This is a genomic window from Paenibacillus paludis (assembly GCF_042610515.1).
Lineage (GTDB): Bacteria > Bacillota > Bacilli > Paenibacillales > Paenibacillaceae > Paenibacillus_AQ.
In genome coordinates, this window is sequence record NZ_JBGJZP010000001.1 from 41,672 (window position 1) to 67,204 (window position 25,533).

25 protein-coding genes are annotated in these 25,533 nt (G+C 47.4%); 19 read left to right on the forward strand and 6 right to left on the reverse strand.

What is annotated here, in order from left to right; all coding sequences use genetic code 11:
- The first annotated feature begins 4 nt into the window (after positions 1–4).
- The 9 genes from ACAN56_RS00165 (at position 5) to ACAN56_RS00205 (ending at position 11,201) form a co-directional block, all read left to right on the forward strand.
- Entirely contained in the window at positions 5–2,095 is a 2,091-nt protein-coding gene (locus ACAN56_RS00165; RefSeq protein ID WP_379139590.1) for a beta-galactosidase, read from the forward strand.
- A 200-nt stretch (positions 2,096–2,295) separates the two neighbouring features.
- Positions 2,296–3,456, forward strand: coding sequence for a GntR family transcriptional regulator (locus ACAN56_RS00170; RefSeq protein WP_379139592.1), 1,161 nt, complete (start codon positions 2,296–2,298; stop codon positions 3,454–3,456).
- A 125-nt stretch (positions 3,457–3,581) separates the two neighbouring features.
- On the forward strand, positions 3,582–4,919 hold the full coding sequence (locus ACAN56_RS00175; protein ID WP_379139594.1) for a glycoside hydrolase family 125 protein: 1,338 nt from the start codon (positions 3,582–3,584) through the stop codon (positions 4,917–4,919).
- A 48-nt stretch (positions 4,920–4,967) separates the two neighbouring features.
- Positions 4,968–6,278, forward strand: a complete 1,311-nt coding sequence (locus ACAN56_RS00180) for an ABC transporter substrate-binding protein (RefSeq protein WP_379139596.1) — start codon at positions 4,968–4,970, stop codon at positions 6,276–6,278.
- A 73-nt stretch (positions 6,279–6,351) separates the two neighbouring features.
- Positions 6,352–7,239, forward strand: a complete 888-nt coding sequence (locus ACAN56_RS00185) for a carbohydrate ABC transporter permease (RefSeq protein WP_038592014.1) — start codon at positions 6,352–6,354, stop codon at positions 7,237–7,239.
- Between the two features lie 35 nt (positions 7,240–7,274).
- A complete protein-coding gene (locus ACAN56_RS00190; protein WP_038592017.1) occupies positions 7,275–8,162 on the forward strand; it encodes a carbohydrate ABC transporter permease in 888 nt (295 codons plus the stop codon).
- A 42-nt stretch (positions 8,163–8,204) separates the two neighbouring features.
- Positions 8,205–9,269 (forward strand): glycoside hydrolase family 76 protein, encoded by a 1,065-nt coding sequence (locus ACAN56_RS00195; RefSeq protein ID WP_379139599.1) that lies wholly within the window; start codon positions 8,205–8,207, stop codon positions 9,267–9,269.
- 24 nt (positions 9,270–9,293) lie between these two features.
- Positions 9,294–10,364: a glycoside hydrolase family 76 protein gene (locus ACAN56_RS00200; RefSeq protein WP_379139601.1), complete on the forward strand. Its 1,071-nt coding sequence runs from the start codon at positions 9,294–9,296 to the stop codon at positions 10,362–10,364.
- A gap of 384 nt (positions 10,365–10,748) precedes the next feature.
- Complete coding sequence (locus ACAN56_RS00205; RefSeq protein ID WP_038592026.1) at positions 10,749–11,201, forward strand: MarR family winged helix-turn-helix transcriptional regulator; 453 nt, start codon at positions 10,749–10,751, stop codon at positions 11,199–11,201.
- A 69-nt stretch (positions 11,202–11,270) separates the two neighbouring features.
- On the opposite strand, the gene ACAN56_RS00210 is transcribed toward ACAN56_RS00205, so the two are convergent.
- Both ACAN56_RS00210 and ACAN56_RS00215 read right to left on the reverse strand, forming a co-directional pair.
- A complete protein-coding gene (locus ACAN56_RS00210) occupies positions 11,271–12,884 on the reverse strand; it encodes a DUF4179 domain-containing protein (RefSeq protein WP_379139603.1) in 1,614 nt (537 codons plus the stop codon).
- Positions 12,868–13,389, reverse strand: coding sequence for an RNA polymerase sigma factor (locus tag ACAN56_RS00215; protein ID WP_038592031.1), 522 nt, complete (start codon positions 13,387–13,389; stop codon positions 12,868–12,870). Before ACAN56_RS00215 ends, ACAN56_RS00210 begins: the two co-directional genes overlap by 17 nt.
- A 160-nt stretch (positions 13,390–13,549) precedes the next feature.
- On the opposite strand from ACAN56_RS00215, the gene ACAN56_RS00220 reads away from it, so the two are divergent.
- The 3 genes from ACAN56_RS00220 to bshB2 are packed head-to-tail and all read left to right on the forward strand — an operon-like array spanning position 13,550 to position 14,932.
- Entirely contained in the window at positions 13,550–13,858 is a 309-nt protein-coding gene (locus ACAN56_RS00220) for a hypothetical protein (RefSeq protein WP_038592034.1), read from the forward strand.
- Positions 13,859–13,880: 22 nt separating this feature from the next.
- Positions 13,881–14,225, forward strand: a complete 345-nt coding sequence (locus ACAN56_RS00225; protein WP_038592037.1) for a YojF family protein — start codon at positions 13,881–13,883, stop codon at positions 14,223–14,225.
- A 23-nt stretch (positions 14,226–14,248) separates the two neighbouring features.
- Positions 14,249–14,932 (forward strand): bacillithiol biosynthesis deacetylase BshB2, encoded by a 684-nt coding sequence (gene bshB2, locus ACAN56_RS00230; protein WP_379139607.1) that lies wholly within the window; start codon positions 14,249–14,251, stop codon positions 14,930–14,932.
- Positions 14,933–14,984: 52 nt separating this feature from the next.
- On the opposite strand, the gene ACAN56_RS00235 is transcribed toward bshB2, so the two are convergent.
- Both ACAN56_RS00235 and ACAN56_RS00240 read right to left on the reverse strand, forming a co-directional pair.
- Entirely contained in the window at positions 14,985–15,623 is a 639-nt protein-coding gene (locus ACAN56_RS00235; protein WP_379139609.1) for a TetR/AcrR family transcriptional regulator, read from the reverse strand.
- Positions 15,616–16,818: an MFS transporter gene (locus tag ACAN56_RS00240; protein ID WP_379139611.1), complete on the reverse strand. Its 1,203-nt coding sequence runs from the start codon at positions 16,816–16,818 to the stop codon at positions 15,616–15,618. The genes ACAN56_RS00235 and ACAN56_RS00240 overlap by 8 nt, the downstream gene beginning before the upstream one ends.
- A gap of 204 nt (positions 16,819–17,022) precedes the next feature.
- Here ACAN56_RS00240 and ACAN56_RS00245 point away from each other — a divergent pair, with 204 nt between their 5' ends.
- Positions 17,023–18,375, forward strand: a complete 1,353-nt coding sequence (locus tag ACAN56_RS00245) for a sodium-dependent transporter (RefSeq protein WP_379139613.1) — start codon at positions 17,023–17,025, stop codon at positions 18,373–18,375.
- 81 nt (positions 18,376–18,456) lie between these two features.
- Here the strand turns inward: ACAN56_RS00245 and ACAN56_RS00250 are convergent, their stop codons facing one another.
- Complete coding sequence (locus ACAN56_RS00250) at positions 18,457–19,842, reverse strand: MFS transporter (RefSeq protein WP_379139616.1); 1,386 nt, start codon at positions 19,840–19,842, stop codon at positions 18,457–18,459.
- 110 nt (positions 19,843–19,952) lie between these two features.
- On the opposite strand from ACAN56_RS00250, the gene ACAN56_RS00255 reads away from it, so the two are divergent.
- From ACAN56_RS00255 to ACAN56_RS00275, 5 genes are all read left to right on the forward strand, one after another.
- The gene (locus ACAN56_RS00255) at positions 19,953–20,828 is read left to right on the forward strand and encodes a LysR family transcriptional regulator (protein WP_379139618.1); all 876 of its coding nucleotides are present in this window, start codon (positions 19,953–19,955) and stop codon (positions 20,826–20,828) included.
- Positions 20,829–21,076: 248 nt separating this feature from the next.
- Positions 21,077–21,847: an amino acid ABC transporter substrate-binding protein gene (locus ACAN56_RS00260; protein WP_379139620.1), complete on the forward strand. Its 771-nt coding sequence runs from the start codon at positions 21,077–21,079 to the stop codon at positions 21,845–21,847.
- Between the two features lie 29 nt (positions 21,848–21,876).
- Positions 21,877–22,536, forward strand: coding sequence for an amino acid ABC transporter permease (locus tag ACAN56_RS00265; protein ID WP_038592058.1), 660 nt, complete (start codon positions 21,877–21,879; stop codon positions 22,534–22,536).
- 15 nt (positions 22,537–22,551) lie between these two features.
- Positions 22,552–23,295 (forward strand): amino acid ABC transporter ATP-binding protein, encoded by a 744-nt coding sequence (locus ACAN56_RS00270; protein WP_038592061.1) that lies wholly within the window; start codon positions 22,552–22,554, stop codon positions 23,293–23,295.
- A 106-nt stretch (positions 23,296–23,401) separates the two neighbouring features.
- Positions 23,402–23,530: a DUF6254 family protein gene (locus ACAN56_RS00275; RefSeq protein ID WP_231578275.1), complete on the forward strand. Its 129-nt coding sequence runs from the start codon at positions 23,402–23,404 to the stop codon at positions 23,528–23,530.
- A 98-nt stretch (positions 23,531–23,628) separates the two neighbouring features.
- Here the strand turns inward: ACAN56_RS00275 and ACAN56_RS00280 are convergent, their stop codons facing one another.
- Positions 23,629–24,006: a nitrous oxide-stimulated promoter family protein gene (locus tag ACAN56_RS00280; RefSeq protein WP_379139623.1), complete on the reverse strand. Its 378-nt coding sequence runs from the start codon at positions 24,004–24,006 to the stop codon at positions 23,629–23,631.
- A gap of 469 nt (positions 24,007–24,475) precedes the next feature.
- On the opposite strand from ACAN56_RS00280, the gene ACAN56_RS00285 reads away from it, so the two are divergent.
- A complete protein-coding gene (locus ACAN56_RS00285; protein ID WP_379139625.1) occupies positions 24,476–25,447 on the forward strand; it encodes an alpha/beta hydrolase in 972 nt (323 codons plus the stop codon).
- The last annotated feature ends 86 nt before the right edge of the window (positions 25,448–25,533 follow it).

Sequence of the window (25,533 nt, forward strand, 5' to 3'; positions counted from 1 at the left end):
AGCCATGAAATTTGGTGTTGATTATTATCCCGAGCATTGTCCGCCCGACTTGTGGCAGCGGGATGCAGTAATGATGAAGGAGATGGGCATCGAGGTTGTGCGGATGGCGGAGTTCTCATGGGCTAAGATGGAGCCGAGTCCCGGCATCTATGATTTCGGCTGGCTGGACGAAGCCATTGAACTGCTGGGAGAGCAGGGGATTACAACCATGCTGGGCACGCCGACGGCGGCTCCGCCGGTGTGGATGATGGAGCTTCATCCAGATCTGTATCCCCTGAATGCGGAGGGACAGAGGGTAGGCTTTGGCGGCCGGCATCATGACTGCCAGTCGCATCCACACTACCGGAAGCATATTAAAGAATTTGTGCGGACCATGGCTCTGCGCTACCGGGACAACCCCTATGTTGTCGGCTGGCAAATTGACAATGAGCTGGGTAACAGTCACCGTAATTTGTGCTATTGTGATCACTGCCGGGCAAGGTTCCACCGATGGCTGGAGGAACGGCATGGGACGATCGAAGGCCTGAACCAGGCGTGGGGAACGGTGTTCTGGAGCCAGACATATACCTCTTTCTCGCAGATTCCCGTTCCACTTGCTACACCTAACAGCCATAATCCATCGCTTCTGCTAGATTGGAAACGATTCTGCTCCAGTCTGGTCGTCGAGTTCCAAAAGTGGCAGGCGGATATACTGCGGGAGGTATGTCCCGGCCATCTTATTACGCATAACTTTATGGGCTTCTTTGACAAGACTGATTATTTCGAGCTGGCGAAGGATCTGGATTTCATCTCCCACGATCAATACCCGATGCTGTTTCTGGAGGAGCGGATCAAGCGCAGCTCGCCCTCCCACCTCGGCATGGCGCTCGATCTTATGAGGGGAACCAAAGGGAAGCCGTTCTGGGTGATGGAGCAGCTCGCCGGACCGACAGGGACGGAAATTCTCGGCTCAACGCCCCGGCCGGGGCAGATGCGGCTCTGGACCTTTCAATCCGTTGCCCATGGTGCGGATACCATCGTCTATTTCCGGTGGGATACCTGCCTGTTCGGCAGCGAGCAGTACTGGCACGGCATTCTGCCCCACAGCCGTATTCCGGGTCGCCGATACGAGGAAATCCGCGACAGCATAGCTGAACTGGCTCCTCATATGGAGGCTTTCCGCGGGGGACTTCCCGAAGCCGAGGTTGGGATTGTGTTCAGCTACGACCAGGAATGGGCGCTGCAAATCCAGCCGCATCATCCCGACCTGAACTACGTCGCACATCTGCACCGTTATTATAAAGCATTATTTGATCACAATATCCCTGTAGATCTGATTTCCGAAAATGACGATTTCTCGAAGTATAAAGTGCTGATTTTTCCGCTCCTGTTCGTCACCGATTCAGAGCTATGCCGAAGACTATATGAATATACAGAAGCGGGCGGGCATGTCCTGCTCGATATGCGGACCGCAGTCAAGGACCGGGATAATGCCGCTATCCCACTGACGCTGCCGGGAAAATATTCGCAGCTGCTGGGTCTAAGCATCTACGATTACGACTGTCTGCGCCAATTCGGGCAGAGTGTGAGCTGGCTGAATGATGAGGGGATTTCCAGAGCAACCCAAACGGAAGATGAAGGCGGGAGGTCTGAAGAGGAAGCGGAGCTGTGGTGCGATGTGATCACTGTGGAAGGCGCAGAGGTACTAGCCGTATACACCAAGGATTTCTATGCCGGGACACCGGCGGTTACCCGCCATACTTACGGCAGGGGACGAGCCTATTATGCCGGCACGGAATTGGGGCCGGAGACGATGGAAAAGCTGATCTTGGAGATGATTGGCGACGCTGGGGTCTGTGGAATCGCAGCCGCACCGGAAGGTGTCGAGATTACCCGGAGACGGGGCAAGGACGGTACTTATTTCTTTGTCATGAATCATAACCGGACGGTATGCGAATTGGATGTTCCAAAGGGATGGAGTCTGGTTTCGGAAGTAAGTGGAATGAACAAGGGTTGCAACCCGAAATTGAAGTCTGAAGCCTCCAAGGAATGGCATGAATCCAATCCCATCCTGCTTCAGCCTTTTGATTGTGCATTGTTTCTTGAGATCACCTGATTAACTTGAACTACATCAGCGGCAGTTCATAAAATCTACCTAACAGACGGACACAGCTATATTGCGTCCGTCTGTTAGGTTTTTTGCAGTCAGATCTATAATGAAGACAGAAAGACTAGGTATACATCGACAATCATAATATATCATGATATATTATTATGTAAATCATGAATAATAAGAGTCAGGAGATAGTGAAGGTCATGAACGAACCGACGTCTTCTAAGCCGATGTATGAGAAGATCTTTGACGAAGTGAAGGAGAGCATATTGACTCAAGCCTATAAGCTTGGAGAGCGTGTTCCTTCCGAGAAAGAACTGGCTGATAGCTATAATGTAAGCCGTATTACCAGTAAAAAAGCACTTGAGCTGCTGGCCGCCGAGCATTTGATCGTCCGTAAGCCGGGCAGGGGCTCGTTTGTGGCCGATCCGGCCGCTGAACTTCAGGAGCTGCCTCCAGGAACAAGTACCGGAATCCCTGCAATCAATGTAGAAGAGAAGACCATCGGGCTGATCATCACCGATTTTGGAAACAGCTACGGTACGGGGCTGATCTATGGCATGGAGCAGGCTTCACGCGATAATGACTGCTTTCTGGTCTTGCGGAGAACCTTCGGTATTCCCGAGAATGAAGAGCAATCCATCCAGAAGCTGCTCAACCTGGGTGTGGATGGGCTGATTATCTTCCCGGCGCAGGGCGAATATTTCAACGCGGAAATCCTCAAGCTGGTCATTGGCCGTTTCCCTCTGGTGCTGGTGGACAGACATTTAAAAGGGGTAGCCGCCGCATCGATCAGCACGGATAATCTTCAGGCAGCGCTTGAAGCTACAGAGTATTTGTTTGATTTGGGACATACCCATATATCATTTCTTTCGCCTCCGCCGGTCGATACCACTGCCGTCGAAGACCGGATTGAAGGCTTCATACAGGCACACGCCCAGCGGGGAATCATGGTGGATAAGGAGCTGTGGGTCAGTGACTTAACCTCGACATTGCCGAAGTTTTTTAACCCGGATAATATTGAACATGATCTCGCGCGCCTGGAATCCCATCTGAAGAGTCACCCAGACATTACTGCGCTGTTTGCCATTGAGTACAATATTGCCTTGCTCGCAAAGACAGCGGTGGAACGCCTGGGACTGCGCATCCCCGAGGATATCTCCATTATTTGCTTCGACAGTCCGCCGACACAACTTGGAGGAGGTTATGCCTTCACCCATATGCGCCAGAATGAAGAAGAGATGGGTCGGCTTGCGGTAGAGAATGTGCTGACAATTATGAATGGGCATTCTGTACCGAATAAGGTAATGCTGGAGGCGAAGCTGATCCCCGGCAGCTCGACCGGACCTGCAGTTCGAAAGTAACGGCAACAGATAGCGACGAACCCATTCAATCGGATGGGTTTTTTTATATCCAGATTCTTGAAATGATATATCATTAAGTTTAAAATATTGATTGACATATTATTTGTATACCAATATACTATTTAATGAAAGCGCTTAATAAAAATACAAAAGGGAGGTTATTTCAACTGTACTCTTCAAATGAACTACCCCAATCCATACAACGGCTGGCTGCACAGGTTCGGACAATATTGCAGGACCGCCCAAAACTGGCGGACATGTTCGAACAATGTTTATCGAACACCTGGAATACAACAATAAAACGCAATAAAGACGGAAGGACCTTTGTCATTACTGGTGATATTCCTGCCATGTGGCTGAGGGATTCTGCCGCACAGGTCAGGCCTTTTCTGATCCTTGCCGCTGAAGATGAAGAAATAGCAGACATGATCGAAGGATTGATTAAGCAGCAATTTGCTTTTATCGAGATTGATCCTTATGCAAACGCTTTTAATCAAGAGGCGGATGGACGGGGGCATCAGGATGATCTCACGGCAATGAACCCCTGGATCTGGGAGAGGAAATACGAAGTAGATTCCTTATGTTATCCGATCCAGCTCAGCTATTTACTGTGGAAGAATACCGGACGGACCAGCCAATTTGATGCTGCTTTTGAAAAAGGGGTCCGGCGGATTATTGAACTGTGGACCACCGAACAGAACCATGAGCGCGATTCCCTCTATACGTTTCAACGCCTACATGGAGCACCCACGGATACGTTGGTCCGTGAAGGCAAAGGCAGCCTGACGGCCTATACAGGAATGACCTGGTCCGGGTTTCGACCAAGCGACGATGCCTGCGAATATGGCTATCTCATCCCGGCCAATATGTTCGCTGTCGTTGTTCTCCGGTATGTGTGTGAAATTGCCGGTGAGGTGCTGAACAGCTCTGAGCTTGCAGCTTCCGCGCAACACCTGCTGGAGCAGATCGAAGGAGGTATCCGGCAACACGGTACTGTGGACCACCCTGAGTTTGGGACTGTGTATGCCTATGAGACAGATGGACTTGGTAGTGTGAATTTGATGGATGATGCCAATGTTCCCAGCCTGCTCTCCATTCCTTATCTCGGCTACTCTCCAGTTGATGAGCCTGTATATATGAATACCCGCAGCTTCATTTTGAGCAAGAGTAATCCCTATTTCTATTCAGGCATAGCCGCAGCAGGCATTGGCAGTCCCCATACCCCAAACCGTTATATCTGGCCAATCGCCTTAGCAGTGCAAGGAATGACTTCAGGAAATACAGAGGAACAGCAATCCATTCTTGACCGGCTGGCGCAGTGTGATGACGGTACCGGGTATATGCATGAAGCTTTTCATGCAGATGATCCCGGCGCGTACACCCGTCCATGGTTCTCTTGGGCCAATATGATGTTCTGCGAGCTGGTGCTCATGCGCTGCGGAATCGAAGTAAAGCGCAGCTAAATGAACGGCAACAATGACATACCAAATAGTCTGAGGGGGATGAAAACAATGAAGAAATGGTTGATTACAGCACTTACTCTGGTGACGGTCTCTGGTCTGGCCGCCGGGTGTGGCGGTAATTCTGGCAATTCCGGGGATGCCAATGCAGGGAAAAGCGGAACAGAGCAAGGCGGCAAGAGTGCAAAGAAGACAGAGCTTACTTTCTGGGGGGACTGGGGCGGAGAAGGCCAGAAGCAGTTCGAAACGATGGTCGATGCTTTTAACAAATCGCAGGATAAAATTCACGTGAAATACGTGCTGCAGCAGGATATGATCACTAAATTTCTTACTGCGGCCACGAACGGCGGTGCTCCTGACGTACTTTTCTGGGACCGCTGGCGGACTTCACTTTATGCGCCCAAAAATGTGCTGCATCCGGTGGATGACTATTTAACACGTGATGGGATCTCCAAAGATGATTTTTACAGCGAATCGCTGAACGAACTTTCTTACGACAATAAATTATACGGTCTGCCGCTTACAGTAGACGCTCGTGCACTATTCTACAATAAGAAGCTGCTGGCCGAAGCCGGGCTTCAGCCGCCGACGACTTGGGATGAGCTTGAAGCGGCGGCTGCGAAGCTGACGAAATGGAACGGAGACAAGCTTGAAGTAGCAGGCTTCTCCATGGCAGACCTGGGATTGTTCAACATGTATCTCCAGCAGGCGGGCGGCACCATGCTGACCGAAGACGGGAAGACCAACTTCAACAATGAGCAGGGTAAGCAGGTGCTCGAATTCTGGGACCGGATGATGAACAAAGATAAAGTGTACAAAGTGGGCTTTGAGCTGGGGCTCGGAGAAGGCCAGGATGCCTTTGTTACCGGAAAAGTCGCTATGCTCTATTCAGGCCCATGGATGCTCAGCACTTACAATAAATACGGCAAAGACCTGGAATACGGCGTTGTTCCTCCGCCAGCAGGCCCTAACGGTGACAAAGGCAGTGTGATGGGCGGCTTCGGCCTGGTTATTCCTGAGGGCTCCAAGCATCACGATGAGGCCTGGGAATTTATCAAATGGTGGACGGCTAACAAAGACAACGCTCTGCTGTGGGCTAAGACCAGCTTGAACCTGCCTGGCTTCAAGCCTTCGATGGAGGACCCGTTCTTCAAGGATGATCCGCTGTGGAAACCTTTTATGGAAACCCTGGAATTTGCTAAGGTCCGCCCGTCACATCCCGGCTATTCCGTGATGGAGACGGACGCCTTGGCGCCGAATCTTCAGCTTAACCAGCAGAACAAACTGAGTATTGAGGACACACTTAAGAAGTCTCAGGAGCAGGGAGACCAAATGCTTAAGGATAACGAAGTTGTGAAGTGACAGTTGTAGCAGCAGGGAGACGGTGCCTCCCTGCTGCTATGGAACCTTGCCGCATAATGAAGGGGGGAGTTGTATGGCTTCCATGAGAAAAGTGGAAAGACATCAGGCGCGGACTGCTTATTTGTTCATCACACCTACAGTGCTGCTGTTCGTGGTCTTTACAATTATTCCAGTAGTAATGGCCTTATATCTCAGCTTTACCAATTATGATGTGCTTAGCCGAAATGACTGGATCGGGCTTGATAACTACCGGCGGCTGGCTCATGATGATCTGCTGTGGAAAACCTTCCGCAATGTGTTTCTGTATTCGCTGATTTTTGTGCCGCTCAATATTCTAATTTCACTGCTATTGGGACTGCTGCTCAGCCGGGCGTGGCGCGGGGTGAAGCTGTTCCGCACCTTTTATTATCTGCCTACGCTGACTTCAGCTGTCGCGGCAGCAACGGTATGGATCTGGCTGCTGCACCCGGAATTTGGGCTGATTAACGGTTTGCTCTCCTACGTTGGGATTACAGGTCCGGCCTGGCTGTCCGAGACAAGAACGGCCATGCTCTCAATAGTCCTGCTGACACTCTGGCAGTCCGTCGGCTCTAATATGATTATTTATCTGGCAGGTCTGCAAGGCGTTCCGGATTATCTGTATGAATCGGCCCGCCTGGATGGTGCCAACAAAATGGATTGCTTCCGGTATATCACTTGGCCGCAGTTACGGCCGACAACTTTCCTGGTCAGTACCATGGCCATCATCGGTGCACTGCAGCTGTTTGACCAGGCTTTTGTTCTGACGCAGGGAGGGCCGGCCAATGTCACGAAGACACCGGTCTATCTGATCTACCAGCAAGGCTTTAACCAGCTGCAAATGGGCTATGCTTCTGCGCAGGCATTTGTGCTGGCGATGGCCATCCTGGTCTTTTCACTGATCAATATGCGGATATCCAAAGCGGAAGAGTCAGTCATTTAAACAGGGCTGCCCAGGAAAAAAGGAGGCTTACAGCTATGGGTGTTACCGGCGGCTCCGCCCTGAAGCGGGGCATTAACAAATCCATTTATTATATCGTATGTATCGTTATTGCTGTTGCCATGTTCCTGCCATTCTATTGGAGCGTACTAACGTCCCTGAAACCGGATGAGGAGATCTTTGCGATGCCGATCCAATGGTTTCCGAAGCATTTGACCTTTGATCATTACCGCAAAGCATTCTCGACCGTGCCATTTGCTTTATTTTTCTGGAATTCGCTTGTTCTTGCCGTATCCGGTGTACTGGCCAATTTATTCTTTGGCTCACTCAGCGGCTACGCTTTTGCGAAGCTGAAATTCAGGCTCAATAAGCCGGTTTTCCGGGTGCTCCTGGCTGCGATGATGATCCCCGGCATCGTAACCATGATTCCGACCGTTTATGTGATGCGCCATATTCCATTCGCCGGAGGCAATGATCTTTTCGGCAGTGGCGGCAACGGACTGATGAACTCCTTCTGGGGCATTATTCTGCCGGGCGCATCCGGGACGTTCGCGGTATTCTTCATGCGGCAATTTTTCCTCACCCTGCCCAGCGACATGCTGGAAATGGCCCGGATTGAGGGCTGCGGTGAATTTAAGATCTTTTGGCGCATTTATCTGCCGCTCACCAAACCTGCACTGGCTACCTTAAGCATCTTTACCTTTCAGGCAGGGTGGAACAGTTTCCTTTGGCCGATGATCGTCTTAAATGATCCGGATAAAGCGACCATTCAAATGGGGCTGCAGGCCTTTTCCTATAACTTTCAGACCGATTACGGGCCGATGATGGCCGGTGCGCTGGTCGCGATTCTGCCGATATTGGTGCTCTTTTTGGCCCTGCAGCGTTATTTTGTACAGGGCATTGCGTTCAGCGGTATTAAAGGGTAAGCAGCTACTGAAACCAGATCAGATATGAGGAGAGAGAGCCTTATGAAGCAATTGAAAATTGAGCCACGACTGTGGGAGGAACGGGCGGACAAGGCGCAGGAAGTGCTGGATCATTATTTCTGGAACGAAGACATGGGCATGTACAACATTGAGACGCCTTGCCCGAATGGAGAATGCAACACTATATTTCACTATTGGTGGATGGCTCATGCCGTGGATACGCTGGTGGACGGTCTGCTGCGGACAAGAGACAGACGGTACGAAGAACGTCTCGCCTCGCTGCATGAAGGTCTTCTCCGCCGCAATGGCGGAAGTTGGCCAAATGAGCTCTATGATGATATGGAATGGATGGCACTATCATGGCTACGTGCGTATCAGGCAACGGGGAAGGAGAGCTACAAGCAGACCTCATTAATTCTGTGGCAGGACATCAAGACGGGCTGGAACGATCATATGGGCGGCGGCATCGCCTGGCAGAAATCGCAGCTTGATTATAAAAACACCCCGGCCAACGCGCCTGCCGCCATCCTGGCTGCCCGGCTGTATCAGGCCTTCGGTGATCCGCAGGATTTAGAATGGGCAGAACGGATTCTAAGCTGGCAAAAGAAACATCTCGTCGACCCGGAGACCGGTTTTGTCTGGGATGGGCTGAACCGTGAGAGGGATGGCACAATCGATAAAGACTGGAAATACACCTACAATCAAGGAGTGTATATAGGCGCCGCAATTGAACTGTACCGGATTACGGATCAAGCCGGCTACCTTGAAGATGCCCGGCAGACCTTCACCGCAGCCGTTGAAGATCTAACCGGTCCGCAGCTCAGGGTGTTGCCGGATGAAGGAGGCGGAGATGGCGGTCTGTTCAAGGGCATACTGATCCGCTATACAGCCGAACTTGTAAAGTCCGATCCTGAGGCCAGAGAAGCTGCATCCTTTCTTCAAAGAAATGCGGAACTGCTTTGGGAGAGAGGGAAGGCGGCGGAAAGTGCGTTGTTTGGAACGGACTGGTGCCACCCGCCCGGCGGCATTGTACAGCTAAGCTCCCAGCTCAGCGGCATAAAGCTGCTGGAGCGGATGGCTGAGCTTGGCACTATTATCGGTGAATAATTAACGCCAGATGGGGATGATCCTATGGACATTTTTACTGAAGCTTCAGCACAGGCTGATTGGAAGGCACGTGCGGACTGGTTCCAGCGCTGCCTTCAGCAGCATTATTACAATGAAGAGACCGGTATTATGAATCAGTGGTTTCCCAAAGCGCATATCCGTCCGGACGACAACTTCTATTATTGGTGGCAGGCCCATGTGATGGATGTGCTTGTCGATGCTTATGAACGTACGGGAGATCCCGCAGCTCCCCTGCGTATCCGCGAATTCAGCCGTTGTCTGCGTGCTTATAATGGCGGTACCTTTTCCCATAATTATTATGATGATATGGAGTGGACGGCACTTGCGCTGCTGCGGGCGTACCAGGCTACCGGGGAAGAAGAATACAAGAATGCTGTGCTGGAGCTGTGGTCTGATATTCAAACCGCGTGGAACAGCCATTTCGGGGGAGGAATGGCCTGGAAGAAGGATCAGCTGGATTATAAGAACACCCCGGCTAATGCGCCCGCCGCCATTCTGGCTGCCCGTTTGTACGGATTATTCCGGGATCCGGAGGATCTGGAATGGGCGGTCCGTATTTACGAATGGAACAAAGCCCATCTGGTGGATCCCGGCTCAGGCTTTGTATGGGACGGAATCAACAGGCTGGGAGACGGCCAGATTGATTATGACTGGGAATTCACTTACTGCCAGGGAGTGTTTCTTGGAGCGGCGCTTGAACTGTACCGTGTTATAGGAGAGCAGCAATATGCAGACGATGCTCTGCGGACAGCCGACACAAGCATACGCCGATTGTGCCACCCGGTTACATTCATGCTGCCTGATGAAGGCGTTGACGACACCGGATTGTTCAAAGGAATTCTGATCCGCTACTGGGTTCAGCTGGAGAAGCAGTTTCCTGGAACACTGTCTATCCGTAAAGTTATTCTGGCGAATGCCCATGCTTTATGGACGAAAGGACTGGACCACGAGCTGGGACTCTGCGGCCCTTCTTGGGAGCATAAGCCTTTACTGCCGGTTCAGCTCAGCGTGCAGCTGAGTGGATTGATGCTGCTTGAAGGTGCAGCCGTTTTGGAAAATCAGCGGAACGAGTGAGCAGGGGATTTCAGCTTATCTAGGATACATTTCTAATCTAACCATACTGAGAATTGCAAACAGCACGTCTCCATTCCTAATGGGAGAAGTGCTGTTTAATTTGCAGGCTTCTATTCTTTCGTCATAAAAACACTATGGGGGTCTTCAATGTAATCCGTAAACGGACTATAGTATTCAGCTCTTGTACTCAGTTAGCAGAGTTGGCTGATGTACGGTGTAGCAACCGGTCCATAGCTTTCTGTTCTTTTGAGATTCATTCTTGCCCGCTTCATTCTGTGTTTATTTTTTATATAAAGAACGTCATAATGAACTAACGACAATTATAAGTATGTATAAAATTGATATTGTTGTAAATACAACAATATTGGACTGGCAGGTGATTGAATGAAGGAGATACTTCGTGAAGTTGGAATGATTGCGAGGGCATTAGATTCTATAAGTAATATAGAGTTCAAGGAATTAGATCTTACAAAAGGGCAGTATTTATATCTGGTTCGAATATATGAGAATCCGGGAATTATTCAAGAAAAGCTGTCGGAAATGATAAAGGTGGACCGAACAACAGCAGCACGTGCGATTCAAAAGCTTGAAATCCAAGGCTTTATTGAAAAGAAAGACGATGAAACGAACAGAAAAATTAAAAGGCTATTTACAACTGAAAAAGGTAAGCAAGCGTACTCTTTTCTGAAGAGAGAAGGGGATCATACCGATTCGGTTGCGTTAGCAGGATTTTCTGAAAAAGAACAAGAAACATTGTTTCGTCTTCTACTAAGAGTCAGAAAAAATGTTGAGGTCGAGTGGGAATTCGTAAAGAAGGGGAATAAAAGGGAGTACTGATATCAGAAGCGGCAGTCTAGGATTTTATTTTCCAATCCAAGACTGCCGCTGGTTTATTATTGAATTCAGTTAGAGTTTAACTTCTTCGTTCCGGCTTGGATCGCTGTATTTATAGATACCAGGGTTCAGTTCAATCTTTTCATCAAAGGGAATACCTTTGTAGCTATCGATATTAACCCCTGTAGATACCATACCCTTAGGTGTAATTTCAGGTACTATTTCTTTGCCATTAATCCGTACCGTAGTTTGGTTAACACCCTTGAAGCCAGGGGATTCGGAATGGGACTCGACCATCAAATTTCCGCCCTCAATATAATACGTGAATTGAATATCAAATCCATCCACATTAAGTTTGGCGAACTGCTTTTCTTTCTTAGGTTTATTTAGCGTGATCCAATTCTTAGAGGTATCCCGTTTTTCAATGACAGCATCTTTTAATTTAAGTTTCATTGGAACATCAGACCAGTCCTTATACCACTCCGAAGATTCAAATTCAAATAAATGCTGATAGCTTTCGGGATCATCTCCTTTTAAAACCCGATCCCCGGCGATTGTTTTATCCCCTATAACCAGCTGAGCAGTTTTGTAGTGGACAATTCCTTTTTTAAGCGATTCTTCTTCATTGATTAGGATCTGGATAACTAAAGGGGTAATCACCAGCTGATCAAACGTTATGCCTGTCTTTTTTTGGACTTCAGGACTGGTGTACAATTTCTTAGTGTACATAGCTTCACTTGCCTTTTTTCCATCTGCTTTAAAATCAAACTTCCAACTGCCCGAAATCCGTTTTGCTTCTTCAATGTAACTAAAATGAAGACTGGCATCCTTCCAATCGGGTTCAGTCATATCGAATACCTGTTCAATAAACAAATCCGAACCTTCGCTAGGCATGATGGTAGGAACTGCTTCTTTCACTTGACCACCAGCATTAATTACCAGTTGCGGGGTGCCGCGTCCCAAGTCAGATGGTGAAGCAGCGACTCTATAGCGGATAATGGTTTGATTTGAAGCTTGTCGAACGGATTCAATATGGAGGGTTGGATACTGTGTAGATCCGGTAACAATCGTATCTCCGGCTTGAGGGTTAGATTCTAAGGGAATATCCCTATTACGGAGAAAAATAAGATTTTGCGCTTCAAATTTGTAGTCTTTTTTATCATCCTTTAATGTATCAGGGGTTTCGTATACACCAAGGAGTTTCTTGCTTTCCGGGTCGTATTCTAAATTGCCGTATACTTTTGCCTCGCTACCGGATTCACTTGTCATGGTATTTTTCTCTGTAGCAATTCCAATATATTGGCTTAGGTCTGTTTTAGTATCCAAAGATATGAGCATTTTCATTTTTTCTCCATCCGTCACCACACCGTTCAAGTTCATTGTAACTCCAGAACTGGAAGCTTGGAGATCATACTGCTGGCCGATACCGTTTTTTAATGCATTGGTCACACTACGGCCGCCAATTTTATCCCAATTGATCGTCACACTAGCGTATACAGGAATGGCGACAAGCAAGATACATGAGAAAACGATACTGATGGGAACAACCTTCGCACGATGTCTAGGAATATTCTGCGAAGGCTGCAGATTTATTTGGCGTTGATATGCTTCTTTTTCTATGGCTGTCCACATTAAATCATAATCCGGCAGAGGAATGTTCTTATCCTTTTTAATATACTGATTCATTGCTGCTCATCTCCTTTAGTTGAGTTCCAACCATTTTGCCCTTTAACAGCTTGAGCCCCTTATTTAGTCTGGATTTTGCAGTTCCTTCGGGTATGTCCATCACTTTAGAGATCTCGGGTACAGTTAATTCGTTAATAAAACGAAGGACTACTACCATTCTGATTTTGTCGGGAAGCTTACTATATAAGCCTTGAATTTCTTTTTTTGTTTCCCGGCGATTTAAATGCTCTTCGACAGGGTTGGAATCCTGAGACCTGGATAGTAAATAATTACGTAATTCTTTCATCACTCCTGTTTTACGCCTTCTGATCAGGCTGTTACACTCATTCGAAGCAATTCGCAAAATCCACGATTTCAGGTTTCTTACCTTTGATCTATCTGCCAAAATCACTTTGACAAATACCTCTTGGCTAATATCCTCAGCATCAGCCTGGTTTTTCATCAAATAGTAGCAAAAATAATAAACATCTTCTTTATACAGCTCGAAAATTTCCCGGTCAGTCATTCTGCTGCACCCCCTTTTTTGTTGTTCTCATCAATAAGACAGATAGAGGCTAGCCATCGTTCATTTTATGTACACTATAGTTTTGACAGTAGACTCCGAGAATGAGAGAATATTGTTTTGTAGAAGCTACAGATTTCAAAAAAATTATGGAGGCATATTAATGAATCAGCGTTTTCGTATCACAAGATCAATGCAGGAAAACAATGCGGAGCCATCCATCTCTTTGGATGAATGCAAAGATTACTTTGCAGCTAAGCCCGACTTTGCATACTCACAGGTTTTTACCGTAAAAGGCCCGGAAAGCAACATGTCCATTGATGGAGACTTTTTTATGTGGAAGCAGGGAGATGTGGAAATTCCTTTCCGGCTTTACATGGGTGATTTGTATGTAGCTATTTCCAACGAAGCTGTAGTTCCCAAAATGATTGAAATTGCAACGGAATTGCAAGCTGATATAGTTGAAGGGTAAAACACCAATCAAGGAGGCCATTATGCTGCCGATACATCCTCAAGACATCCAAACTGTGATCGACCGCCTCACCGGTCAGGAACTTTACCTGCACCTTGAACTCACGACAGGCGCCTATGCCAGTCATTTGGACAGCAGCCGGCCAACGGCTTCGGCGTTCATCACCAACGCGGCCGTCTCTTATACGCACGGCTCCATCTCCGGAACAGGTCCTTACCGGGTCGGATTAAAGACAGCAAACGGCTGGATCTATGCAGAGGGCCTTACGCATGTTGATGAGAATGAGCATGAACGCCTTATCATGGCTGGGCACGACAGTCAAGGAAAGCTAATTGTGTCATTGCAATTAAGCCGGGAAAAGTTCTAATGAAAGCGGAGGATCAAGCAGCCATGAATACTAAACAAGCCAAACATGAGTGCATCTTAGTGGTATTTCCCCATCCCGATGACGAAGCATTCGTTGCATCAGGGACATTGGCTATGTACATAGAAGGCGGCGCTCAAGTCACCTATGCTTGTCTGACACTAGGGGAGATGGGCCGCAATATGGGCATTCCGCCGTTCGCGAGCCGTGTCAGCTTGCCAGCAATCCGCAAGGAGGAACTGACAGCGTCTTGCCATGCGATTGGCATTCAAGACTTAAGGATGCTCGGCTTCCATGATAAAATGATTGAGTTCGAAGACCAGCAGCTGCTGGACTCCCGCATCCTGTCACTGCTCCAGGAATTGACCCCGTCGCTGGTCATCACCTTCTATCCAGGGTACAGTGTGCATCCCGATCATGATGCCACCGGGGCCGCCGTCATCCGAACCATCAGCCGGCTCCCCGCGGCAGAACGGCCGCTTGTGTACTGCAGCGCCTTCGCCAGCAATCACGAGATGGTAATCGGGAAAGCAGATGTGACCGTAGACGTAACAGCATTCCTTGTTAAGAAAATGGCTTCGATTACAGCGCACCGTTCGCAATTCCAAGCGGCGGAACTCGTCGGCAACCGGGAGCTGAGTGATGAAGAAATCCGCGACCGGTTCGGCACAGAACAGTTCTGGACCTACCGGTTCGATTCATCTCTATGATATAGAAACAGGTTTATGGACAAATCCCCCTGCCTAAAGGCAGGGGGATTTGTTATATTCCACTTAAATGCTGAACCAACATTCCAACAAACCGCTTAGCCATTTGTTTATCCTGAAGTTCGCTGTTCCAACCGCCCTTGGGAACCAAGCTCATTTTCTGAAGTAAACCCATCATAGACATGAAGATAAAATGAGCGGTTTTCAAGGGCTCGGTATCTGACTTTAACGATCCATCTTTAAATCCAATGTCCAGAGCATCCAGTAGGAAATGGCGTTCTTTTTCCCGGTTCACAAAATTATTGTACTGCTCTTTGAGTTCATCACTTGAGTCGTAGGCTTCATAATGCAGGTCGAAGAGAAGAATAAACTTGATGTACTCTGGATGTTGCGAAGCATAATCAATCCAAGCCTCCAGCATCGAAGTAAGCATCTGCTTACCATTCATTTCGGGTGAAGCTGCTCTTCCAACAAATTGGGTCATACTCTGGAGAATTTCCATCTGGACCTCAAAGATCAGTTCGTCCATGGATTGAAAATGCTTATAGAATGTAACCCGGCTTACACCGGCCACGAGGCATACATCTTTAATATTAACTTTGAGAAAGCTTTGCTTCATAAAAAGTTCCTTAGCCGCAGCAATTAGTTCTTCCCGGTTTTTGTTTCTCAAATTCTGATGCCAGTTCTCAGTCATAGGCAGCGATCCGTTCTTTATCATTTTTTGGCTTTCGCAAGGTTAAGAAAAGAGCAGATGTAAGGATAAGTGCACCAAAAATATAGGGTATATTCATGTGTTTGTCAAACAACTGACCTGCTAAAATCGGCCCAAGTATATTTCCTATGCTGGTATACGTTGTATTCAATCCGGCAGCATATCCTTGCCGATCACCAGCTGAGTTGGCAATCAGCGTACTTACCGTTGGTCTTAAGAATGCATTAAAGGCAAAAAACAGGGCAGATACTACGATCAGATAACCTAAATTAAACTTGATGATCATTAAGAGCAAACTTATTGCCGTGATCACCAAAGATAGACGTATAAGTTTCATCTCGCCTAGCCGCTTAATGAGATAATCAAGCAGCCAGATCTGCACAATGATGCCTATAACTGCACCTACCGTAATTATAATTGAGATTTTAGCGGCATCAAAACCGTACTTTTGTTCCACAAATAAGGCATACACCGTTTCATAATTCATCAAACCAAATGTCATGATCAGAATGAGTAGGAGATAGCGGAAATACGAAGTCCGGAATGAATTTAGGATCAGGTTGCGAAGGGGCTCCCGGCGTACCCGTTTACTAACGGATTTCCGTCTTTCCTTGGGAAGTGTCTCTGGCATAAAGATACTAAGCAGCGTCGCTGCAAGTCCAAGCCCACCCGCAAAAAAATAGGGGACACGTATGCCGAATTCAGCGATAATCCCCCCTAACCCTGGACCAAGTACCATACCCAAATTCATGGAAGCCCCCAATAATCCCATTCCTTTAGCGCGGGTTTCCTGTGTGGTAATATCAGCGACATAGGCCATATTGGAAGGAACCATTAATCCAATACCTATTCCCCCGATAAATCGGGCAATATACAGAAGCGGCAATGTCGCAGATACAGCAAACAGCAGATCCGCAATGACCGTTAAAAACAGACCGGATATGATCATTGATTTTCGGCCCCACCGATCCGAAAGCTGCCCGCCTATAGGTGAAAAAATAAACTGTGCGGCTCCAAAAGCAGCAATAAGATACCCGGCTGCAGCCCCTGAGGCATTAAATTGTTTTAAGTATTCAGGAAGAATGGGGATGACCATACCTTGTCCCAATAAAGCGATAAACAGATTCAGCATTAGAATGAAAAGTGGAAATCTGGCAGACTTAGGTAAGCTGCTCATATCAAAGCCCTCCCGCGAATGGTTTACACTAAGTAAATATTAACACAATGTAAATCATTCTAATTGAAAGAGAGAACATTGTAAATGATAAATGCAACTCTTTTAACTTGAATGAATAGTTGAGAAATTAGAAATTACCATATGACTCCGATGGGTACTTAAGCTATAATGAGTTCTAAAAAAAAGAAAATGGGGCGTTATGAAATGAATCAGTATAAAGGTGAAAAGAGCCTGCTCTCGGAGAAAAAGGAACGTTTCTCCTCCAGCGGCTTTATTTTCGCGGCCATCGGCAGCTCGGTGGGTCTAGGAAATATGTGGAAATTTCCTTATATTACAGGAGAAAATGGCGGAGCGGCTTTCTTCCTGCTCTTCATCGTCTGTCTGGTGCTGATCGGCTTGCCTGTGCTATTGGCCGAACTCGCCATCGGACGCAGTGGCCGCGGAAGCGCGGCGACGTCGTTCATCCGTGCCGGAGGCGGAAAAGGCTGGAAGGCAGCTGGAATACTGCAAGTGATTGCGCCTTTTCTAATCCTCTCCTTTTATATTATTGTTGCAGGTTGGACGCTGCACTATGCAATGATTGCCTTCAATGGACAACTGTTCAGCACGACTGATTATGCAGGTGAATTTGGTTCATTTATCTCAGGGTCCTTGCCGATTGTCTGGCAGGGTGTAGCCATCCTGATTACTGCGGGAGTAGTTATCCTGGGGGTATCGGGCGGGATTGAGAAATTTAATAAAGTATTGATTCCCGGCCTGGTTGTACTCCTTATTGTATTGATGATTCGTGCGCTAACCTTGCCGGGTGCAGATAAAGGGGTTTCCTTCTTCCTCAAACCGGACTTCTCGGTACTGACGGCAGAATCCGCACTGGTCGCCTTGGGACATGCCTTCTTCTCGTTATCACTCGGAATGGGGATTCTTTTGACTTACGGTTCATATGTGGATAAAAATCAGTCGCTTGGCACCGCTACACTTGCGATAGGAGCCGGAGATTTGATCTATGCGTTTATCGCCGGATTGATTATTTTCCCGACTACGTTCTCGTTTGGCATTGCGCCTGACCAAGGACCTTCGCTGATATTCATCGCTCTGCCGGCGGCTTTCTCGGCTATGCCGTTAGGTTCGTTCTTCGGCGGTCTGTTCTTCATCCTGCTGGCGATTGCCGCCTTGACCTCAGCTGTATCCCTGCTTGAAGTGCCTGTATCCTTCGCGATGGAACGCTGGAACTGGAGCCGTCAACGTTCGGTTTGGGTATTGTCTCTGGTCTGTTTTCTGCTCGGTATTCCTTCAGCAATGTCGCTGGGAATGTTCCCTGAACTTACGTTTGGCGGCAAAGCCCTGTTCGACTGGATGGATTTCATTACCTCCAACATTATGCTGCCGCTTGGCGGTCTGCTGATCACCATTTTTGCCGGTTATTTCTGGAAGGGGGCAGCAGAAGCGGCTGGACTACAGGCGCGCTGGTTCCGCATCTGGTTATTCATGCTCCGGTATATTGCGCCTATTCTGGTATTCCTGGTGTTGCTGCATACCTCGGGAATCCTTAAATTCTAATTCAATAACCATTCATTGCAGAATGAACAAAAGAACTCTACAACCCATGTGGTTGTAGAGTTTCTTTGTTTAGAGCATCACCTAAGACTCTTCCAGTTGTCGTGAGTTCCTGTGCCGCCAACTCATGCATACCAAAGACAATGCAATGACCGAGAGGATCAAACCAAGCAGTCGAAATCCCCCAGCGCTGAACTTACCTCCCATTATGATGCCCAGCAATAAGGAAGAGAGAATGGTTCCCAGATATCTTGATGTCATAAATACGCCGGATGCTACACCGATCATTTCTTTTGGCGAGCTTTTGAACAGAGCCACTTGCATACCGACATTGTTTAACCCGTTCCCAACACCGAATGCAGCCAACGACACACATACACTGATAACCGGTGAAGTTGGACTCATGGTCACCATCCATACCGATCCTAGTGTCATTAGTATTCCGGATGTCAGCAATGCGGGCCCTGGTCCTGATTTATCTATCCATCGTCCGGCTAGTGGAGAAACAATGAGCGAGCATAAGCCTAAGCTTAACATCAGAATCCCTGTATGGGATTCGCTGACATGACGTACCATTTGCAAGTAGGACGGAAGCCCGAAAAAGAGTGAGTAATAAAGTACGTTAACGAGCATGAATTCGATATTAACCCAAGTCATCTCAGGATATTTGGCGAATGTGCGCAAAGGAATAAAGGGTGATGCCGCTTTTAACTCATGGCGTACGAAAGCCCCCAGTGCAAAAAGGCCAATCAGTCCGATAATGACAGGACCCAACGAGACATAGCCAGATGATTTTGCTGACAGTAATCCCACCAGCAAGGCGACCAGACCCACGATAAAGAGCAGAATCCCTGTCGCATCAATCAAAGCACACCATTTACGGAACGACATCTGGGATGAAACGGATGTTGGCGGTTCGTCCTTAGGAATCATCCTCCAAGCTAACACAAAGCTCGTAACCACGAACGGAATATTAACGAGAAAAATCGCAGACCAATCCCACCATTGAATCAAAACTCCGCCTATAAAGGGGCCGATAGCTGCCGCACCGGATAGGAAAATGGACATCATGGACAGCGCAGCCGCCTGTTTCTCCGTAATATGAATTCGCACAATGGCCATTCCAACTGCCACCATCATGCTTGTTCCGATGGATTGCACAATGCGGAACACAATGAGCCACCCAAAGGTGGGGGATAGCGGAGCTAATAATGATGCAACGAAGGCTACAACAAGACCGGTTAGAAAGATCCTTCTGCGCCCGAATAGATCACTGGCCTTCCCCATGACAGGTTGAGCGATAGCACTCGCAATATAGAATGAGAAAATGATCCAGGATACCTCTGTAAAATCAAGCTGATACACCTTTTGCAGCCTTGCTATAGCCACGGAAATCATCGAAGAATTTAATGGGTTCAATAGGATCCCCAGACCCACGGAGATCATCAGCCACCTGCTGCGAGCATTCATTTTTGGTCCTCCCCAAGTGTATTGATATTATCGTACTTGAGATTTATTATTTATTCCAACGCCTTTTATGTTATGATTTCATAGACTAGAAGGAATGAGAGGGGTATGAAATGGAACTTCTTCAACTGCAGTATTTTCTCGTAGTAGCCCGGCTGGAGCATGTGACCGAAGCAGCACGTACTCTGCACGTTACCCAATCCTCACTAAGCAAAACAATTCAACGTCTGGAAGAAGATCTGGGAGTCCCGCTATTCGACCGGATAGGAAGGAAGCTACGCTTGAATGAGTTCGGAAGCCAATTCCTCCGCAGGGCAGAAAGGGCTTTGTTTGAACTGGAACAGGGAAAGCAGGAGCTGCGTGATTTATCCTCCCCGGAACAAGGCACACTTGAACTTGCGGTGACTGCCGCGAGCACGTTACCAAATATCCTTCGGGAGTTTCGAAAAAAGCGGCCTAATGTCCAATTTCATGTGCAAATGCTGACCACGCATGAAATGGTTAAGCTTCTTCACAGCGGAGAAGTCGATTTCTGCTTGTCCTCACCTGCCATAGAGGAGGAGGATATTGAATGCCAAATAGTCTTCATTGACCCCATTCTTGTAGCGGTTCCCAAAGGGCATCGGCTGGCAGGCCGAAGCAGTATTTCCTTGACAGAATTGAGGGATGAAGAGTTTATTGGTGTAAAGAGAGGTTATGGTACCCGCGATTTAGTGGACAATGTATGCAAATCTGTTGGCTTTGAACCTAGATATGTGTACGAGGGGGATGAACCAGCAAGGCTAAGTGCCCTTGTGGAGGCAGAAATCGGCATCGCTTTTATACCTAGCACGGCAAGGAATTCTAGGGAACAGATTCACTATCTCCAAGTGGAAAATCATGACTTGGCGCGTGAGATCGCATTATTGTGGCACAAAAGCCGCTACATTTCGCCGGCTGCTCTGGAATTCCGTGAAGTCGTTTTAAACTATTTTAAGCCATTGACCTGAAAAAACAGGCGATGGCTTTTTTTAAAATATAAAAATTTATATGCTTCAGGGTATAAATCATCCTTCTATTTCTCGCTGAAACGGAAACCGTCCTTTTGAGGACGGTTTCCGTTTCACTTGTTTGACACAGAAGTGTTTCTCTTCTCTATCGACGCCGCTCAGATGATATGTTATCATGATAAACTGATAACGTGTTAATGAGCTAAAGCGTAGCATACAGTGTGTCATTTACTAGGGGGATTAGAGAGATGAAGAGAAAAGGATTATTAATTTTATTCGTAGCTATGGCAATTGCAGTGATCGCAGGCTGCTCCGGTTCAAAAGGTGATGACGGCAAACTGGTGATCGGTATAGATGATAAGTTTGCTCCGATGGGCTTCAGAGATGACAACAATGAAATTGTCGGTTTTGATATTGACTATGCGAAAGCAGCAGCCGGGAAAATGGGCAAAGAGATCACCTTCCAGCCAATTGACTGGTCGGCCAAGGAATCGGAGCTGAACAGCGGACGCATTGATATGATATGGAACGGGTACACCATAACAGACGAGCGTAAAGAGAAGGTGTTGTTTACCAAGCCTTATCTGGAGAACAGCCAGGTTGTAGTCGTGCTGGCGGATTCGGCGCTGTCGAAGCTGAATGATCTGGCCGGAAAAGAAGTCGGACTGCAGAGTCTTTCGTCGGCTGCCGATGCCTTGAATGCCAGTCCAATCAAAGCAGAGATTGACAAGGTATCCGAATTTCCGGACAATGTGCTTGCCCTGACGGACCTGAAGTCGAAACGCCTGGATGGAGTGGTTATTGACGAAGTGGTGGCAAGATATTACATGTCTAAGGAGACTGGTACTTACAAGCTTCTGGATGAATCACTGGCTCCGGAGCAATACGGTATCGGGATTAAGAAAGGCAATGAAGCACTGCTTACTGAGCTGCAAAAGGCTCTGGATGAACTAAGCAGTGATGGAACGGCTGCCGAAATTTCAACGAAGTGGTTTGGCGAGAACAAAGTACTGAACTAGATTGTTTCCTTTAGGAGTCGGTTGAAGATATGAATATAGATTACATTATAAAAATTGCCGGGCCGATGCTTGAAGGTGCGCGGACGACCGCCTTGCTGTTTCTGATTGTCATCGTGCTGTCCATTCCGCTAGGGATGCTGGTCACACTGATGGCCAAGAGCTCAATTAAACCGCTAGCTTGGCTTGCGCACACTTATATTTACGTCATGCGCGGAACTCCGCTACTGCTGCAGCTGCTATTCTTCTGCTTCGGCTTGCCGCAGATTCCGGTCATTGGGGAATATCTGGTCATGGACCGCTTCGTTGCGGCCAGTCTTGGCTTTATCCTTAATTATGGTGCTTATTTTGCCGAGATCTTCCGTGGCGGGATGCTCTCGATTGATAAAGGACAACATGAGGCGGCTAAGGTTCTCGGGCTCAGCAAATGGCAGACCCTGCGCAAGGTAATTCTTGCCCAGATGTTCCGGGTTGCATTACCAGCGGTAGCCAATGAGTCCATTACTCTGGTCAAGGATACTGCGTTGCTCTATGCTGTAGCTGTACCAGAGCTGCTGAATTACGCAAAGACGGCGGTGAACCGCGATTTTACGGTGACCCCATTTGTAGTTGCCGGCGTTATTTATTTGCTGATGACATTAATACTAACGCTGTTCTTCAAGGCACTTGAGAAACGTTTCAAATTTGAGTAGAAGGGCTGTCCAATTATGAGTAGTATGATTGAAGTTAAGCAATTGCAGAAATCTTTTGGCAGTCTCGATGTGCTGAAGAAGATTACCTTTGATGTGAAACCGGGAGAAGTCGTGGCAGTGATCGGTCCTTCCGGTTCCGGAAAAAGTACGATGCTCCGCAGTCTTGTTCATCTGGAGGAGGTTACCGGCGGAAGTATCCTTATCCATGGCAAACCGTTGGTAGAGAACGGCAAATACGCCAGCAATGCAGATATTAGGGAGATTACCGCGACCATGGGCATGGTGTTTCAGCACTTTAATCTGTTCCCTCACCTTAGCGTACGGGGGAATCTGGAGCTTGCTCCACGAACGCTGAAGCGGGAGGGCACTCAGGATATTGCCGCCAAAAGTAAGGAATTACTCTCCAAAGTAGGCCTTGCCGATAAAGCGGAGGTGTACCCTTCCATGCTGTCAGGTGGACAGAAGCAGCGGGTAGCTATCGCCAGAGCGCTGATGCTGAACCCGGACATCCTATTGTTTGACGAGCCGACTTCGGCACTTGATCCCGAGCTGACCGGCGAGGTGCTGCGTGTCATCCGCCAGCTTGCGGACGAGAACATGACGATGATTATCGTCACGCATGAGATGAACTTTGCCCGCGATGTGGCGGACCGTGTATTCTTCATGGATAACGGGGAAATTGCCGAATCGGGAACACCGGAGCAGATCTTTGGCAGCCCGCAGCTGGAGCGGACCCGGACGTTTTTGAATCAGGATTAACAAGAGTATCAAACATGAAAGCAAACTAACACGTATGAATAAACGCAATATACAGCATCCTATTACTGTAGTATACATGATGCATTTCCAGAGGAGGCTACCCGAGATGAGCCAGCAGAAGCAAAGAAAAGAAGCTGGGTGGAAATCCCGAAAGCAGGACCAGCACCCCCATGGTAAAATCAAGTCGCTGAAAGAGCTTTCCAGCGAGTATGATGCGGAACATACTACGTCGTAATCTAGCACAAGGCGGTAGGTTGCCGATTCCCTTCGGCAGCCTATTCGGACCGCCCGCTGATCTGGAACATTTGCCAGAATACATAGTTCCAGACTGGGCTATTTTCTTCCTTTGCCTGGGATTGGAATATGCCTAATGGACTCAATGGGGTGGTACAGCAGCATCCATGGACCTGAGTAACGCATTACATCCTTAATTTTTTGACGGTAATCCTGTTTGTAACAGTGGATTGGGCACTTTGCGCAAGCTGTTTTCTCCTCACCGAATCGACAGAGCGATAGTCTGTTCCTCGCATATACATTTAACTCCTGACATTCCTCGCAGAAGGCTGTTTGATGATGTTTTTTCCTGCAATAGATATGAATCATTTTTGATACCAATTCTTGTTCTCTTCGAATTCTAGGACCCTCATTTAATTCCCGTTTCACTTCTCTTGTCATGTGTGAAAGATTCCTTTCAGTGTTATAAGAATACATTAACTCTATTTATTAATGAAAACGGGTATTACTCTTTACATTTTCAAGGCATTTTGCGAAGGCCAACATGCATTTGTCCTACTCAGGACAGGTGCTCAAGCAGGAAGTTAGAGAGAACGTGAGTGGCTATGGAAAAACGGGCTAAAGGTATACGATCATTACGGCATCAAACGAACGGACACCAAACCGGCTCCCGCGGAGGAGTTCAAAGTGAAGGGGATTCCGTATTTATGAAAAGGATGATAAAATCAGCAGGTATTGGAGCCTTTATGTGCCGGTAAAGCCGGGAACGACGCAATATAGCACCGTTATCGAGCATTTAAATCCAGAGCTCCAATTGCATTTATTTTGTTTGTTCATACTCCGTTCATATTACCGTTACAAGGAGTACATATTTGTCATGTAAACTTTGCAATAACGGCCCGCTTAAGGCAGTCCAATACACAGATAAGGACAGGAGAAGATGAGTATGAAACGACAAGAAGAGGGTATAAAAAAAAGGATGCGCAAACCACTTCGCATAATCCTTAAATCTATAGGAGCTTTAGCAGGATTAATGGTACTTTTTCTAGCCATTGTTTTTATTGTTAATCTGGTTTGCAACAAGGTGGAGCAGGGTAAAATAGAACCCTATGGCCAGTTAGTATCTGTAGACGGAAAACATATGAATGTGCTGATCCAAGGGGAAGGCGAAGAAACAGTCGTGCTCCTGCCAGGTTTTGGAACAGCATCTCCAGCACTTGATTTTAAGATGCTGGTAGATGAACTATCTCCGTTCTACAAAGTTGTCGTGGTTGAGCCGTTCGGCTATGGATTAAGTGATGAAACCGATAAGGAGCGGACCGCAGACAATATGGTAACTGAAGTCCATGAAGCTTTGCAGCAGCTCAATATTGACCGCTTCACGCTAATGGGCCATTCCATTGCAGGTATCTACGGATTGAATTATGTTAACAAATATCCAAACGAAGTAAATGCATTTATCGGAATCGACAGCAGTGTGCCAACCCAAGGCGGAATGAATGATGGATTCCCATTAAAAACGTTCAAATTCCTAAATAAATCAGGTCTCTTAAGATTGATCAAAAAAGTAGGGGAGGACCCCTATGCTTCGTTAGCATTTGATGCTCACACCGTAGAGCAATCGAAAATGATTGCAAATAAAAATAATAATAATGACACTACTTTAAATGAAATGAAGAATATTTCTTCTAATTTTAAAGCGGCTCAACAGTTGAAGTTCCCAAAAAATCTTCCTGTTCTATTGTTTATCCAAGCGGATAATAAATCTGTTGAAGGTTGGATACCACTGCATGAAGCGCAGGCCAAAGACTCTGTACGTGGAAAAGTCATAAAACTTGATGCAGATCATTATTTACACCACACCAAATCCAAAGAAATCGTTGAAGACTTCAGGGAGTTCATGGAGCAAGCAAGCTGAGACAAGTAGGGGGAACGGACATTTAGCGTAGATGCAAACCGAGATCACAAAATAATAACGGTCTTAAGTAAAGCTTCCCGCCGCAA

Coding starts and splice junctions, on each gene's coding strand:
- ACAN56_RS00165 (WP_379139590.1), top strand. CDS start 5: ATGAAATTTGGTGTTGATTATTATCCCGAGCATTGTCCGCCCGACTTG.
- ACAN56_RS00170 (WP_379139592.1), top strand. CDS start 2,296: ATGAACGAACCGACGTCTTCTAAGCCGATGTATGAGAAGATCTTTGAC.
- ACAN56_RS00175 (WP_379139594.1), top strand. CDS start 3,582: ATGAAAGCGCTTAATAAAAATACAAAAGGGAGGTTATTTCAACTGTAC.
- ACAN56_RS00180 (WP_379139596.1), top strand. CDS start 4,968: ATGAAGAAATGGTTGATTACAGCACTTACTCTGGTGACGGTCTCTGGT.
- ACAN56_RS00185 (WP_038592014.1), top strand. CDS start 6,352: ATGGCTTCCATGAGAAAAGTGGAAAGACATCAGGCGCGGACTGCTTAT.
- ACAN56_RS00190 (WP_038592017.1), top strand. CDS start 7,275: ATGGGTGTTACCGGCGGCTCCGCCCTGAAGCGGGGCATTAACAAATCC.
- ACAN56_RS00195 (WP_379139599.1), top strand. CDS start 8,205: ATGAAGCAATTGAAAATTGAGCCACGACTGTGGGAGGAACGGGCGGAC.
- ACAN56_RS00200 (WP_379139601.1), top strand. CDS start 9,294: ATGGACATTTTTACTGAAGCTTCAGCACAGGCTGATTGGAAGGCACGT.
- ACAN56_RS00205 (WP_038592026.1), top strand. CDS start 10,749: ATGAAGGAGATACTTCGTGAAGTTGGAATGATTGCGAGGGCATTAGAT.
- ACAN56_RS00210 (WP_379139603.1), bottom strand. CDS start 12,884: ATGAATCAGTATATTAAAAAGGATAAGAACATTCCTCTGCCGGATTAT.
- ACAN56_RS00215 (WP_038592031.1), bottom strand. CDS start 13,389: ATGACTGACCGGGAAATTTTCGAGCTGTATAAAGAAGATGTTTATTAT.
- ACAN56_RS00220 (WP_038592034.1), top strand. CDS start 13,550: ATGAATCAGCGTTTTCGTATCACAAGATCAATGCAGGAAAACAATGCG.
- ACAN56_RS00225 (WP_038592037.1), top strand. CDS start 13,881: ATGCTGCCGATACATCCTCAAGACATCCAAACTGTGATCGACCGCCTC.
- bshB2 (WP_379139607.1), top strand. CDS start 14,249: ATGAATACTAAACAAGCCAAACATGAGTGCATCTTAGTGGTATTTCCC.
- ACAN56_RS00235 (WP_379139609.1), bottom strand. CDS start 15,623: ATGACTGAGAACTGGCATCAGAATTTGAGAAACAAAAACCGGGAAGAA.
- ACAN56_RS00240 (WP_379139611.1), bottom strand. CDS start 16,818: ATGAGCAGCTTACCTAAGTCTGCCAGATTTCCACTTTTCATTCTAATG.
- ACAN56_RS00245 (WP_379139613.1), top strand. CDS start 17,023: ATGAATCAGTATAAAGGTGAAAAGAGCCTGCTCTCGGAGAAAAAGGAA.
- ACAN56_RS00250 (WP_379139616.1), bottom strand. CDS start 19,842: ATGAATGCTCGCAGCAGGTGGCTGATGATCTCCGTGGGTCTGGGGATC.
- ACAN56_RS00255 (WP_379139618.1), top strand. CDS start 19,953: ATGGAACTTCTTCAACTGCAGTATTTTCTCGTAGTAGCCCGGCTGGAG.
- ACAN56_RS00260 (WP_379139620.1), top strand. CDS start 21,077: ATGAAGAGAAAAGGATTATTAATTTTATTCGTAGCTATGGCAATTGCA.
- ACAN56_RS00265 (WP_038592058.1), top strand. CDS start 21,877: ATGAATATAGATTACATTATAAAAATTGCCGGGCCGATGCTTGAAGGT.
- ACAN56_RS00270 (WP_038592061.1), top strand. CDS start 22,552: ATGAGTAGTATGATTGAAGTTAAGCAATTGCAGAAATCTTTTGGCAGT.
- ACAN56_RS00275 (WP_231578275.1), top strand. CDS start 23,402: ATGAGCCAGCAGAAGCAAAGAAAAGAAGCTGGGTGGAAATCCCGAAAG.
- ACAN56_RS00280 (WP_379139623.1), bottom strand. CDS start 24,006: ATGTATTCTTATAACACTGAAAGGAATCTTTCACACATGACAAGAGAA.
- ACAN56_RS00285 (WP_379139625.1), top strand. CDS start 24,476: ATGAAACGACAAGAAGAGGGTATAAAAAAAAGGATGCGCAAACCACTT.